General features: G+C 62.2%; 11 protein-coding genes and 1 riboswitch. Of the genes, 2 read left to right on the plus strand and 9 right to left on the minus strand.

Features of this window, described 5'->3' with window-relative positions; all coding sequences use genetic code 11:
* Positions 1 to 24: 24 nt before the first annotated feature.
* The 6 genes from AC4LFW_RS00225 to cadR form a co-directional block, all read right to left on the minus strand.
* Positions 25 to 1,938 (minus strand): TonB-dependent receptor, encoded by a 1,914-nt coding sequence (locus AC4LFW_RS00225; protein ID WP_491816834.1) that lies wholly within the window; start codon positions 1,936 to 1,938, stop codon positions 25 to 27.
* A gap of 90 nt (positions 1,939 to 2,028) precedes the next feature.
* Positions 2,029 to 2,239: riboswitch (cobalamin riboswitch) on the minus strand.
* 319 nt (positions 2,240 to 2,558) lie between these two features.
* Positions 2,559 to 4,460, minus strand: a complete 1,902-nt coding sequence (gene dxs, locus AC4LFW_RS00230; protein WP_491816835.1) for a 1-deoxy-D-xylulose-5-phosphate synthase — start codon at positions 4,458 to 4,460, stop codon at positions 2,559 to 2,561.
* 117 nt (positions 4,461 to 4,577) lie between these two features.
* The gene (locus AC4LFW_RS00235) at positions 4,578 to 5,465 is read right to left on the minus strand and encodes a polyprenyl synthetase family protein (RefSeq protein ID WP_491816836.1); all 888 of its coding nucleotides are present in this window, start codon (positions 5,463 to 5,465) and stop codon (positions 4,578 to 4,580) included.
* Positions 5,462 to 5,704: an exodeoxyribonuclease VII small subunit gene (locus AC4LFW_RS00240; protein WP_407292578.1), complete on the minus strand. Its 243-nt coding sequence runs from the start codon at positions 5,702 to 5,704 to the stop codon at positions 5,462 to 5,464. Before AC4LFW_RS00240 ends, AC4LFW_RS00235 begins: the two co-directional genes overlap by 4 nt.
* 97 nt (positions 5,705 to 5,801) lie before the next feature.
* Positions 5,802 to 6,572 carry a sulfite exporter TauE/SafE family protein gene (locus AC4LFW_RS00245; protein ID WP_491816837.1) on the minus strand — a complete coding sequence of 257 codons (771 nt, stop codon included), beginning with the start codon at positions 6,570 to 6,572 and terminating at the stop codon, positions 5,802 to 5,804.
* Positions 6,573 to 6,757: 185 nt separating this feature from the next.
* Entirely contained in the window at positions 6,758 to 7,183 is a 426-nt protein-coding gene (cadR, locus tag AC4LFW_RS00250) for a Cd(II)/Pb(II)-responsive transcriptional regulator (protein WP_491816838.1), read from the minus strand.
* Positions 7,184 to 7,288: 105 nt separating this feature from the next.
* Here cadR and AC4LFW_RS00255 point away from each other — a divergent pair, with 105 nt between their 5' ends.
* Positions 7,289 to 7,906 carry a cation efflux transmembrane domain-containing protein gene (locus AC4LFW_RS00255; protein WP_491816839.1) on the plus strand — a complete coding sequence of 206 codons (618 nt, stop codon included), beginning with the start codon at positions 7,289 to 7,291 and terminating at the stop codon, positions 7,904 to 7,906.
* On the opposite strand, the gene AC4LFW_RS00260 is transcribed toward AC4LFW_RS00255, so the two are convergent.
* Together AC4LFW_RS00260 and rloA3 are read right to left on the minus strand one after the other, a co-directional pair.
* Complete coding sequence (locus tag AC4LFW_RS00260; protein ID WP_491816840.1) at positions 7,903 to 8,913, minus strand: SDR family oxidoreductase; 1,011 nt, start codon at positions 8,911 to 8,913, stop codon at positions 7,903 to 7,905. The two genes, AC4LFW_RS00255 and AC4LFW_RS00260, sit on opposite strands and share 4 nt — an antisense overlap.
* Before the next feature lie 249 nt (positions 8,914 to 9,162).
* Complete coding sequence (gene rloA3, locus AC4LFW_RS00265; protein WP_491816841.1) at positions 9,163 to 9,702, minus strand: retropepsin-like aspartic peptidase RloA3; 540 nt, start codon at positions 9,700 to 9,702, stop codon at positions 9,163 to 9,165.
* Positions 9,703 to 9,990: 288 nt separating this feature from the next.
* Between rloA3 and AC4LFW_RS00270 the strand changes: the two genes are divergently transcribed.
* On the plus strand, positions 9,991 to 10,878 hold the full coding sequence (locus AC4LFW_RS00270; RefSeq protein ID WP_491816842.1) for a manganese catalase family protein: 888 nt from the start codon (positions 9,991 to 9,993) through the stop codon (positions 10,876 to 10,878).
* A 95-nt stretch (positions 10,879 to 10,973) separates the two neighbouring features.
* Here the strand turns inward: AC4LFW_RS00270 and AC4LFW_RS00275 are convergent, their stop codons facing one another.
* Positions 10,974 to 13,235 (minus strand): MHYT domain-containing protein, encoded by a 2,262-nt coding sequence (locus tag AC4LFW_RS00275; protein ID WP_491816843.1) that lies wholly within the window; start codon positions 13,233 to 13,235, stop codon positions 10,974 to 10,976.
* Positions 13,236 to 13,485: the final 250 nt, after the last annotated feature.

Below are 13,485 nucleotides of genomic sequence, written 5' to 3' on the forward strand. Positions count from 1 at the left end.
AGCAGGCCCACCCGGCGGCTTTCGTCAGAAGCGGTAACCCACACTTAAGCGCATATCTTCTTCAGGTGCGGGGTACAAGCCCTTGTTGCCTGCTTGCCAGCTGCTATAGCTGGCGTAGCTGTCGTAGCGTTTACCGGTCAGGTTGTTGATGCGCAGCTTGACGTTGAGGTCTTGGTATTCATACCGGACGGCTGCATTGAACAGCGTATAGCCGCCTTCTTTGGGTAGCACCTTACCGTCATCGTTGGCCAGGTATCGCGGACCTGTATAGATGGCCTCCAGATAGCCGTACAGGTTCGTAATGATTTGGTAGTCCAGATGCATGGCGGCACTGTGGCGCGATACCCAGGGGATTTCATTGCCCTTGTTGGCACCGGCACGCAGCTCCGTATCCGTGAAGCTGTACTGGCCTCCGACGCGAAGTCGATCGGTCAGTTCACGCTCAGCCTCGAGCAGCAGGCCTTCGCGGCGAGTCTGGTCCAGGTTTACATTGGCGCCCCAGCCTCCAAAGGCATAAGGCGCATAGAGCAACTCATCGTCGAGATCGAGCCGGTAGAGGCTGGCCTGATAGAGTTGGGTAGCGTCTTGCCAGGCGATTCCCGCTTCCCATGACTCACCCGTCTGCGGTTTGAGAAATTCGATGCCAGGCTCGACGAGCGCATTCTCGTTGACGTTGGCCCAGCGCAGAGCATCCTCGCGTTTTATAAATGCGTGAGTGTGGTCAGTCACCTGCCAGCTTAGCGCAACGCTCGAGCTGTCTTCGCTGTCGCTGCGCGTACGGCCGTTGTGCCTGTCATTCACTTCACTGATGCGATAGCCGAGGCTCAGTGTCAGGCGCTCGCTTAGCGGTTGGTTGACTTGCGTGTACCAGTCTCGCTGCGTTTGCTCGGCGTCGCTGCTGAACGACGGGAAGAACGCGTACGCTGCCTGGTAATCAGCCTTCAGGTAATCGAAGCCCAACAGCCACTCGCCGCGGCCGGACGTGCTATCCCAATTGGCGGCGAGGCGAGGGCTGATGGTTTCGACGCGGGTCCCTTCTGTGAACGGACTACCTGAAATCAGGCCCGCGCCATCGCTGTCTCTGATGCTGTAGTCCAGGTTCGCGGTCCAATGGCGACCTAACGCCTGTTCGCCCGCAATGCGATGCACGTCCGTCTTGCTGTTGTTCCATTCGTTCGAGGTGCTTGCTCTGCGGTCGGCTCGGCGTTGTGCGAGGGTGAGGCTGCGCGGGTAGAGCAGCTCATCGTCGATATTCTGGTATTCGTACAGAAGCCAGCCGCTGTCATGGTCATAACGGAGGCGTCCGAACAGGTCACGGTAGCTGGCGTCGTTGTGGTCGCGATAGTTGTCGGTATTCCGGGTCTCGCCGCTGATATATGCCGAAAGACCACCACCGAATACCTGAGATACGTGGCCTCGGTATGCCTCCAGGTCATGACTGCCTTGGGTGGTTTCGATATAGGCTTCGTTGCCGGTCGGTCGCCGGGTAACGATGTTGACCACCCCGCCGACAGCTTGGTCGCCATACAGGACGGTTCCGGCACCGCGCAGGACTTCGATCCGCTCGATATTGGCAAGTGGCACGCTGTTTAGGTCCGGGCCGCTGAGGCTGGGATTGTTCAGCCTTCGGCCATCGACCAGGACGAGCACGTTATTAGTCGCGTTATCCCCGAAACCCCGCAAGCTGATGGAGGCATGGTTGCCGTCGCCGAGCGTGTCACGGATCTGGATACCAGCTTTGCCATTCAGCACTTCGATCAGGCTGCTGGCTGCACTCCGCTCGATTTCGTCTCGGTCGATCACTCGGGTACTGGCAGGTGCAGGTTTTTCCAGCGCGGTCGCTCGGGTGATGACCATTGGCGGTGCCTGATACGGTTCCAAGGCAGCCGCAGCGCCTGGCAGCATGGCCAGCGCAAATATAGAACGAGACAGTTTCACATCGAATCCTCAAAAGTTCAGCGCTTTCGAGGAGGGCAGGAGCAAGCGCAGGGGCACGCAGCCGCGCTTGACGGTGATGCCCTCCGCAACACCAGTCGAATCCGTCAGGCCGGTCTCCGGGCTTTCGACGCGCACCCGGCTCGCCTTCCCGTGCCTGGCACAGTGGCGGTTGAGCGGGCGGTGATCCTTGATCACGGTCGATTACCGTTGCGGGGGCAGCGCCGGCCTTGCTCTGCGAGCGCACCGGCTTCCCGTTTAATGCGGACCTGGGGTCGCGCACACCTGGGCGGATAGGAAAATCGCGCGAACCTTACGATCTGAAATGGGGAAAGACAAGCGAATGGGTGAATTCCGCCAGCGCGTATCGGGCTATCAGCCTGACAACAGCACAACGGCGATGGGTTAGCGGTTCTCGTCAGTCGCGTGGATGTCGCTTTTACACCCACCGTGACTTGGTTTGGTTCGGTGGATCGATGAAGCGTGATCCACCCTACGGTCTGAAACGGTCAAGCACGAGCCGAAACAGCGACCACCTCCCTAGCACCGCCGCTGCCGTAGGGTGGATGTCGCTTTTTACATCCACCGTGACTCGGTTCGTTCTTTGGTTCGGTGGATGGACCCTAGCGCCGAATGCTCAAGCTGGCCAGTCGCGCCTGCACAGCAGCCTCGATGCCCGCAGCGTCCAGACCGCACTCCCCGAGCATCTCGCTGGGCTTGGCGTGTTCGACGTAATAGTCCGGAAGGCCGAGATGGAGGATCGGCTTTTGCAGATTCTCGGAGGCAAGGAATTCGCCGACTGCGCTGCCAGCGCCGCCCATCACGCTGTTCTCCTCGATGGTCACAAGCAGCTCGTGACTGTTTGCCATCTGGCGAACCAGCGCTTCATCCAGAGGTTTGACGAAGCGCATGTCGACCACGGTGGCATCCAGCGTTTCAGCGACTTGCAGGGCTTGCGGCAGTTGCACACCGAATACCAGCAGAGCGACCTTTTTGCCCTCACGGCGTACCACCCCCTTGCCGAGTTCCAGGGGTTCCAGGCCCGGTTCGAGAGACGCATCAGGACCGGTGCCGCGGGGATAACGCACTGCGGCGGGGCCCGGGAAGTGGTAGCCGGTGGTGAGCATCCGGCGCATCTCGTTTTCGTCGCTGGGCGTCATGATCAGCATGCCGGGGATACAGCGCAGGTAGGTCAGGTCGAAGCTGCCGGCGTGGGTCGGGCCGTCTTCGCCGACCAGGCCGGCGCGATCGATGGCAAAGAGCACGTCCAGATTCTGGACCGCCACATCGTGGATCAACTGATCGTATGCGCGTTGCAGGAACGTCGAGTAGATCGCCACCACCGGCTTGGCACCTTCGCACGCCATCCCGGCTGCCAGCGTCACGGCATGCTGTTCGGCAATGGCGACGTCGAAATAGCGGTCGGGATAACGCTCGCTGAAAGCGACCAGGTCGGAGCCTTCCTTCATCGCCGGGGTGATGCCGGTCAGGCGCGGATCGGCTGCGGCCATATCGCACAGCCATTGGCCGAAGACGCTGGAATACTTCGGGCCGCTGGGCTTTTTCGGCGCCACCGGGCCACCGATTGGTTCCAGCTTACTGATGGCGTGCCAGGTAATCGGATCGATTTCCGCCGGGGCGAAGCCTTTGCCTTTCTTGGTGACCACATGCAGGAACTGCGGGCCTGGGAGGTCCCGCATGTTGCGCAGGGTGGCGATCAAGGTTGGCAGATCATGGCCGTCGATGGGGCCGATGTAGTTCCAGCCGAGCTCTTCGAACAGGGTGCCGGGGACCAGCATGCCCTTGGCGTATTCTTCGGTGCGGCGGGCAATTTCCCAGGCGCCGGGCAGGCGCGACAGGACCTTCTTGCTGCCTTCGCGCATGCTCGAGTAGGTGCGGCTGGAAAGTATCTTGGCCAGGTAGTTGGACAGGCCGCCCACGTTGCGCGAGATGGACATGTCGTTATCGTTCAGCACCACGAGCATGTCTGCACCGACTTCCGGCGCATGGTTCAGCGCCTCGAAGGCCATACCCGCAGTAAGTGCACCGTCGCCGATCACGGCGATGGACTTGCGCTTCTTGCCCTGCAGGCGGGCCGCGATGGCCATGCCCAGCGCGGCGCTGATGGAAGTACTTGAGTGGCCGACGCCAAAGGTGTCGTACTCGCTCTCGCTGCGGCGCGGAAAGGCGGCAAGGCCATCCTTCTGGCGCAGGCTGTCCATGCGTTCGCGGCGCCCGGTGAGAATCTTGTGCGGATAGGCCTGATGACCCACATCCCAGACCAGACGGTCCTTCGGGGTGTCGTAGACGTAGTGCAGCGCAATGGTCAGCTCGATGACGCCAAGACCGGCGCCGAAGTGCCCGCCCGTCCGGCCCACGCTGTATAGGAGGTCCTGACGCAGCTCGTTGGCGAGTTCTTCGAGTTCCGCTTCGCCCAGCCGGCGTAGTTGCTCGGGGCTGGCCGCGCGATCTAGGACGGGCGTCGCTGGGCGGACCCGAGGAATCTCATGAAACGTCTTGGGCATCGGGCGAATCGTTTTGGCTGAAAAAAGAGCCGCAGTTTACCCGATGGTTACTACGATAAGAACGGTTCGGGCATCAACGGTCACTGCGGTCCCTTCCTGCGGAGCGGCCTGGGCCCGTCAGCTGCGGCGTTCGACGATGAAACGAGCCAGCTGGCGCAGCGGCTCGGCGCTGGGTCCGAACGGGGCGACGGCGTCGAGCGCCAGGTCACACAGCTCCAGCGCATAGGCCTTGGCGCTGTCCATCCCCAACAGCGCGGGGTAGGTGGGTTTGTCACGCGCAATGTCAGCACCCTGATGCTTGCCAAGGGTGGCGGTGTCGCTTTCCACGTCGAGAATGTCGTCCTGTACCTGGAACGCGAGGCCCACCGCTTGCGCGTACTGTTGCAGTGCAGCCAGGTCCTCTTCGTCGGCGCGGCCGCTGGCGAGGGCGCCGAGGCGTACGCTGACTTCGATCAGCGCACCGGTCTTGTGCCGATGCATCGATTCCAGCGCGTTGCGGTCGAGCTTCAGGCCAACCGATCCCAGATCGATCGCCTGGCCGCCGACCATGCCAGCGGGGCCAGCGGCGCGCGCCAGGCTGGCAATCATCTCCAGGCGCAGCGTCGGGTCCGTGGGATTGAATCTGCCGATGGCCAATGCTTCGAACGCGAGGCTTTGCAGGCCATCACCGGCGAGAATCGCGCAGGCCTCGTCGAACGCCTTGTGGGTGGTGGGCTGGCCACGGCGCAGGTCATCGTCGTCCATGGCTGGCAGATCGTCATGTACCAGCGAATAGGCATGAATCAGTTCGACGGCACAGGCTGCGCCATCCGCTTGGGCCACGTCACCCTCAAGGGCTTCGCAGGCGGCGTAGACCAGCAGGGGACGGACGCGCTTGCCACCATTCATCACGCTGTAGCGCATGGCCTGGTAGAGACGATCGAGTTGCGTGCGGGGCGGGGTGAAGAGCGTGTCGAGGCAGCTGTCGACGCGTTGCTGGCAGCGTTTCTGGTAGTCGCCGATCATGCTTCGGGGTCCGCCTCGAACGGCGCTTCCTGCAGTTTGCCGTCGCGCTCGAGCAGGATCTGCACTTTCTGCTCGGCCTGGCTCAAGGCTGCCTGGCAATCACGGGTCAGGCCGATGCCCTGCTCGAAGCAGGTCAGCGAGTCCTCCAGCGACAGCTCACCGCTTTCCAGACGCTCGACAAGCTGCTGCAATTCGGCGAGGGATTGTTCGAAATCGAGGGCGACTTTCTTGCGGGCCATGGCTAAACCTTTTCTCTGCGGCTGCTCCGAAACGGGCGCGACACTAGCAGAGCTGGCCGGCATAAGCCATAAGTCGAGCGGGCTAGGCGGCTGCCGGTCAGGGCCAGTATGTGGCTTTGAAGTAGTAAAGGGTCATGACGCTGCCCACCAGGATCACGAACAGGCGCAACCAGGTTGCGGGGAGTGTCTTGCTCAGCGCGCCACCAGCGTAGCCGCCAAGGGTAGTGCCCACCAAGAGGATCGCCAGCTCGTAGCCGCTTACTCGTCCGGCAATCACGAAGGTCGCTGTGGCCACGCTATAGATCACAGCAGAGATCAGGTTTTTCAGGGCATTGGCGCGAACCAGCTGATGACCTTCGATGGAGAACGCCGCCAGCTGCAGGATGCCCATGCCCGCGCCGAAATAGCCGCCGTAGATCGAAACCAGCCCATGAGCGGCCAGCGATGCAGGCGCGTGCGGCGGCACAGCGTTATGGTCCTTGCGGCGTGCCGCCAGCCAGCGGCTCAGCCAGGGACTGGCGGCAAACAGCCCGGTGGCGAGCAACAGCAGCCAGGGAATCAGCAGGCTAAAGACGTCGTCACCGCTGGCCAAGAGCAACAGACCGCCGAGCAGACCACCAATCAGGCCTGCCAGCAGCAGGGGGATCAGGTAGCGGCCAAGGGGGCGTAACGCCGAGCGTGCGGCCCAGGCGCCGGCGAGGCTGGCGGGCCAGAGCGCAACCGCGTTGGTTGCGTTGGCAGTAATTGGCGGCAGGCCAGTGGCAAGCAACGCCGGAAACGAAAAGAAGGTACCGCCGCCTGCGAGTGCGTTCATGCCTCCTGCGGCAAAGCCGGCAGCGATCAACAGCAGCATATCGAACAGGGGCATCGGAAAGGCTCGCGGCAAAAGAGACGCAGGTTATCGCCGTCGCTCTGTTGCGCCAAGCATGCAAACCGAAGGTTTGGCAGCCGGCGCTCATGCCGGCGCCGTGTCGGCAACCTGCGCGGTCATTTTCAGGGCGGGCAGGGTGGTCTCCGGGCCCTGCTCCGATGGTGAGATTGCCGTGGCTTTCGCTAGGGTTGGGCGCTGTTGGCGTTGTCCACCAGTGGCGTACTGGTGAGCTCGTTGAGGATGCCGCAGCCATGCATGGCGCGGTTGCCGGTGCAGCAGCTGCGCAATTCCTGAAGCTGACGTTCCAGAGCATGGAGGCTGTTCAGCCGTGAGCGGACGCGTTCGAGCTGTTCGTCGATAAGCTGATTGATGTCGCCACAGCTGGCGTCCGGATGGTTGGAGAATTCCAGCAGCCGGCGGATATCTGCCAGGCCGATATCCAGCGCTCGGCAGTGGCGGATAAAGGTCAACTGCGCCAGCTGTTTGGATGAATAGGACCGATAGCCGTTGGCGCCGCGCTCCGGGGCGGGCATCAAGCCTATCTTTTCGTAATAGCGAATGGTCTCGATATCCACATCCGCCGCTGTGCTTAGCTCGCCTATGCGCAACCTGGCCTCCTGGTTCGTTCGCTGATATTTATGTCAAAAAATGGCTTGACCCTGGAGTTGCTCCAGGGTGTGCAATGGCTCCGACTATAGATCAGGAGACACTCCATGTCGTCGAGATGCTGTGATTCCGGTTGCACCACTCCGGCGGTAACGCCGGGCTTTCGCAAGGCCCTGTGGGTCGCCCTGGCCATCAACCTGGTCATGTTTGTCGTTGAGATCATCAGTGGGCTGCGTTCAGGCTCGGTGTCGCTGCTGGCCGACGCCATCGACTTTGCCGGCGATGCTGCCAACTACGGCATCACCCTGGTGGTGCTGTCGATGGGGCTGGTCTGGCGCTCACGGGCCGCCATGGTCAAAGGCCTGACGATGCTGGCGTTCGGGGTGTTCGTGCTGGGCCGGGCGGGATGGGCGATCTATGCCGATGTGGTACCCGAACCGCTGACCATGGGCGTCATCGGCACGCTGGCGCTGATCGCCAACGTCGCCGTTGCAGTGATGCTCTACGCCTTTCGAGAAGGGGATTCGAACATGCGTTCGGTCTGGTTGTGCAGCCGGAACGATGCGATCGGCAACATTGCCGTGATGATTGCGGCCGCCGGGGTCTTTGGCACCGGGTCCGGCTGGCCTGATCTGGCCGTCGCGCTGGTCATGGCCGGGCTTGCATTATCCGCCGGGTTCTCGGTGGTTCGACAGGCCCGGCAGGAGCTGAGCTCGGCACACTAACGCCGGCGCCCAGAGGCGATCGATGCGACCAGTGCCACGGCGCCCACGGTCACAGCAGCGAGCCCGGCCACGGCCAGCTTGCCCACTGTCTCGCTGCTCAGGGCAACGGCATGGTCCTTGACCCCATCATCGAAGCGGCCCTCGATGCGGTGCAAACCCTCCACCGGCTCGAAGAGGTTGTCCGGCCGTTCAGGGTCGGCCGGCTCGTCGGTCAGCTGGCCGCTCCAGGCCTGCTTGGCCATCATTCGATCCAGCAGACCCGGCATGAACATATTGCCGATGATCGCCTGGAACGATGCACGACCCAGCCACAGCTCGCGTGGCGCCTCGCTAGCGGCCCGAAGGATGGCACGTGCAGCTACCTCGGGTGTGTGGATCGGGGGCACCGGCTGCGGGCGTTTGCTCATCTTGTTGCGCGACCAGTCGAACTGCGGTGTGTTGTGTGCCGGCAGCTGGACCATGGTCAGGCGAACCCGGCTCTTGCTATGGATGAGCTCGCAACGCAGCGAGTCGGTGAAGCCGCGAATGGCGAATTTCGCCGCACAGTAGGCTGATTGCAGCGGGATCGCCCGGTAGGACAGGGCCGAGCCCACCTGCACGATGGTCCCGCGGTCGCGCGGCTGCATGTGCCGCAGCGCAGCCAGCGTGCCATGAACGAAGCCCAGGTAGGTGACGTCGGTGACCCGCTTGTATTCCGCGGCGGTGATCCGCTCGGCCGGGCCGAACACCGTGGCCATGGCGGCATTGATCCAGATTTCGATTGGCCCCAGTTCGGCCTCGATCCGCTCGGCGGCGCGGTCGATCGCCTCGGCGTCGGCAACGTCCGCAGAGATACCCAGGACCTTCACTCCGTACGCTTCCAGTGCCTGGCATGTTTCGGCCAGGCCTCTTTCGCCCCGCGCAATCACGGCGACCCGGAAGCCCGCCTGGGCCAAGGCATGGGCGGTGGCGCGGCCGACGCCGGCGGTTCCGCCGCAGATGACAGCGGTTTGATCGCGGTTGCTCATGACGCGGGCTCCTGTGCTCGTAGAAGGAAGAAGCGGCGGGAGAGGTTGCGTCACCTGCCGCTGTAAGTCGGCGCTTCAGGCTGACCGGATTCACCGCCATGCCTGTGTCGACCGCTTGCGGTAACCACCAGGACGCCGGGGGAAGCTGCTTGATTGACCCGGTGAGGAAAGGCGAGTTGCACTGGGGCGATAACCTGCGGATCGGGACTAAGGGGGGCAGTAGCGCAGATAGCCCCGGGCGGTCAGGCTTCAGCCATCAGCATCGGAGCAATTCGGTTCGGTCGTGAAGGTCTTGGAGGAATCGACCAGACCGACCTTTTCCAACGTGCGGCGGCCGATCAGGACCGGGTAATTCATCTTGTCCCGATCATTCAGCGAGAACTGTTCTTCGTATATCTGGTTGCCGAGACAGACTTTCATCAGCACCACCGGGCGTTCCTCCGCTCCGCCTGCGCCTCGCACCTTGATGTCACGCACCATCTTGCGCTCCAGGCGAGTCCTCACCTTTTTTTCGGTATCAATGTCCTCGAGTTCTACCGTGAAACGCACCCATTCATCGCCGTCCTTCTCGAAACGCTCGATGTTTTCGGCATGCATGGACGAGGTCAGCGCGCCCGTGTCGAGCTTGAATTTCACCGCCACCTTTTCCGGAAAGATCAGGCCTTCCTCGACCCACCCAAGCACCTGTGGCGAGCCGGCGAAGGCTGTAGCGCTGCACAGCGAAACGATCAGTGCGGCGAGCTTCAGCGGGGCGAATCGATTGTGGTTAGAGCCTGGTTGGCGGTGCATCTGTCACCTCGGTCAGCAAGCAATGGCTACAGTCTCGATGAGAGTCGCGCCAAGCTGATCGGTTCATAAAGGCCGTGACGGTTGAGCGAAACGGCAGCTTGCGATCTGCCGCTGTCCGCGTCTGGTTCATTGGCAAACTGCATCGCCGTCATTGATAAAAACAATCGGACGGCTGTGGCGTTTTGCACTCCACCAATAGGGCCGCTTGCATTCAGTATCGTCCGCGGCCGCATTTTGACCAAAAGGAGGTTGTTTCCAAGGGAAGTCAACAGAATCGAGAGGTGAACCATGTTCGTCCATAACAAACGACTTCAATACACCGTGCGTGTAGCCGCTCCGAACCCGGGGCTGGCCAACCTGATGCTTGAACAATTCGGCGGGCCTCAGGGCGAGCTGGCGGCCGCCATGCGTTACTTCGTCCAGGGCCTGTCGGAGGACGATCCAGGACGTAAGGACATGCTGATGGATATCTCCACCGAGGAGCTGAGCCACCTTGAAATTATTGGTTCCATCATCGGCATGCTCAACAAAGGCGCCAAAGGCGAGCTGGCCGAAGGTGTGGAGAAGGAAGCTGATCTATACCGTTCGCTGACAGGGGGCGGTAACGATTCCCACACGACCTCGCTGCTGTACGGCGGTGGTCCGGCATTGATCAATTCCGCCGGTGTGCCCTGGACGGCGGCGTATGTCGACTCCATCGGTGAGCCCACCGCGGACATGCGCTCCAACATCGCGGCCGAGGCACGTGCCAAGATCGTTTACGAGCGTCTGATCAATGTGACCGATGATCCGGGGATCAAGGATGCGCTGAAGTTCCTGATGACGCGCGAAATCGCTCACCAGAAATCGTTCGAGAAGGCCTTGCACGCGATGCAGCCCAACTTCCCCCAGGGCAAGCTGCCGGGTGTGCCGGAGTACTCCAACGTCTACTACAACCTGTCGCAAGGCGAAGGCGATCTGCGCGGGCCCTGGAACCAGGGGCCGGAGTGGGAGTTCGTCGAAACGCCGCAACCGGCAGTGGATGGCGGGGATGGCATGGCGTCGGTCGATCTGAGCAAGGATCAACTGAAGGTCGTGCAGCAAATGGCGGTGCGCACGCAGTCCGATGTGTCCATTGATCCCATGACCGGTGCCGACCTCGGCTCGGGCGAGGCGATCAGGAAAGGCAACGCCTGACGGTTGCCTGTGGAGCCGGTGCGCCTGCTCAGGCGCATCGTTTCCATCTATTGCAGCATTGGAAGCCGGCCAAGAGCCGGCTTTCTTCGTCTGGCTCAACGCCGGCTCAGCAGCGGTACGACCGTCCCTGAGCTCGGGCGACCCAGTGCTTCGCTGATCGCAACGCTGAGGGTTTGCTGGGTGAACGGCTTGGCCAGGGTGTGCAACGGGCGCCCTTCCTCGGCCAGTTCCGCATAGCCGCTGACCAGTAGCACGGGCAGCTCAGGCCTTTCGCTCCTGACGATGCGGGTCAGCTGCGTGCCGGTCATGCCGGGCATCATCTGATCGGTGATGAGGATATCGAAGCTGGCGTTCTGGCGAAGGAGGCCGAGTGCTGCGTCACCTCCGTCCACAGCGGTAACGCGATGACCGAGATCCTCGAGCAGCGCAGCGGTGTTGGCCAGCACAAGGGGATCATCGTCAACGACCAGGATCGACAAGACAGGTATCGACGCTGCCATGGGTTCGTTTGTCTGTTCCGGTGCCGGTGCTGCCGCCTGGGAGGAGATACCTATCGGTAACCACAGCTCGATGGTCGTTCCCTTGCCCAGGGTGCTTTCGATCTCGAGGCTGCCGCCTGATTGCTCGACGAGGCCGTGCGCCATCGACAATCCAAGCCCGGTCCCCTTGCCGGGTCCCTTGGTGGTGAAAAAGGGTTCGGTGGCTCGCGCCAGCGTGTCCTGGCTCATGCCGGTGCCAGTGTCGCGCACGATCAGGGCGACGTATTCCTGGGTCTGTTGCCTGGCCGTGCGCAGCTGGCCTTCGATGCAGATCGTTCCGCCGTCCGGCATGGCATCGCGTGCGTTGACTACCAGATTGATCAAAACCATCTCCAGCTGATTCGCATCCACGTATGCAGGCGGCAAACTCAGGGGAAAGCGCGTGTCGATGTTGATATTGGCGGCAACCGAGCGCTGCAGCAGCTCGCGCATATTCAGCACCAGATCCTGCAGCACGACCGAGCCGGGGTTGAGCTCCTGCTTGCGGGCAAAGGCCAGCATGCGCTGGACCAGGCTCGCGCCACGCTGCGTTGCCAGCAGCGCGTTCTCGATCAGGGTGCCAGCGCGGGCGGTGTCGTGCGGCAGTCGCTTGCGTAACAGCTCGAGATTGCCGCCGACCACGGCGAGCAGATTGTTGAAGTCATGGGCAATACCGCCTGTAAGCTTGCCGATGGCTTCCATCTTCTGCGCCTGGCGCAGGGCTGCCTCGGCGTTGCGGCGCTCGGTGATGTTCACCAGACCGCCAATGATCAGCGGCCCGCGGGCAGTCTGCTCGAGACGCGTGGAGGCCAGCACATCGATGAAGGCTCCGGCCCGGCCAACCAGGCGATATTCGGCATTCAGACATTCACCGGTGTCCAGCAACACCGGCCAGTCCTGATTGAGCATCTGGCGTGCCGAGCGCTCGGTCATGAAGTTGATCAGCGGCCGGCCGATCACGTCCTCGCGCCGGTGACCCATCAGCACCAGCCAGGCATCGCTGACCGATTCCAGCCGGCCTTGTTCGTCCAGCGAATGCAGGGGCAACGGCGTCTTGCTGTACAGCTCGCGAAAGCGCTCTTCGCTCTGGCGCAGGGCCATTGCTTCACGCTCACTGATGATCGCCATGCGCCGGTCATACATCGAGGCGGCCAGTCCCAGGAAGAGCACAACAAAAGTCGAACCCGCGACAGCCATTGCCAGGGTCAGCAGATCCAGGCTGCTGCCGGTGGGAGCGGGCATTGCATCGTCCAGCGGGGTGAAACGCGCCCCAGCCATGGCCGAATAATGCATGCCGGCCACGGCGAACCCCATGGCAATGGCGGCGACAGCCTGAAGCAGCAGCCTTTGGCTGCGAGCGGATAGCCACAGCGATATGGTGGCCGCGGCGAAAGCGATGAAAAAGGAAACGGCTACCCACATTGGGTCATATGAAAGATCTGCATGCATTGTCATGGCGGCCATGCCCATGTAGTGCATCGACCCGATTCCCAGCCCCATGACAAGGCCACCGGCCCAGAGCGTGGTGCGGCCCGGACCACGGGCACTGACGGCCAGAAAGCTGATCGCCGTAACCGCAATAGGCACCACCAGAGACCAGAGGGTAAGACCTAGGTCGTACTGGATCTGCATGCCGGGCATGCCGAACGCCAGCATGCCGACGAAGTGCATCGACCAGATGCTGCCGCCCATGCAAGTGGCTGCCGCGCATGTCCAGGCGTACCCCATCCAGCCGGTCGCAGCACGTGCGCGACTGGCCAGGTCAAGCGCGGTGAAGGAGCCTGCGATCGCAATCAGGATGGACAGGCTGACCAATGCGACGTTGTAGGTGGTGGGCATACAAGATCCATCCAGACGTTCAAGGCTGTCGCCCTATGTGGTAGACGAGTCGTCAACGAGCCCCGGAGCCCTTTTCCGTTGTGTCTTGGACAGTTACCGGCAGCGCCCCCTGGCACCTGTCGTCGTCCGGTCTGGCCTGCGTTGATAGCTGGTCATCGGATTATCGGGCCCATCAAGACGTCGCTCTCCTGTACAGGGTAGACCTCCAGTCCGGTCCACACGCAGCGGATGCCCTGCACATTGTTTCGCC

Source organism: Stutzerimonas sp. C6.4V, assembly GCF_058536345.1.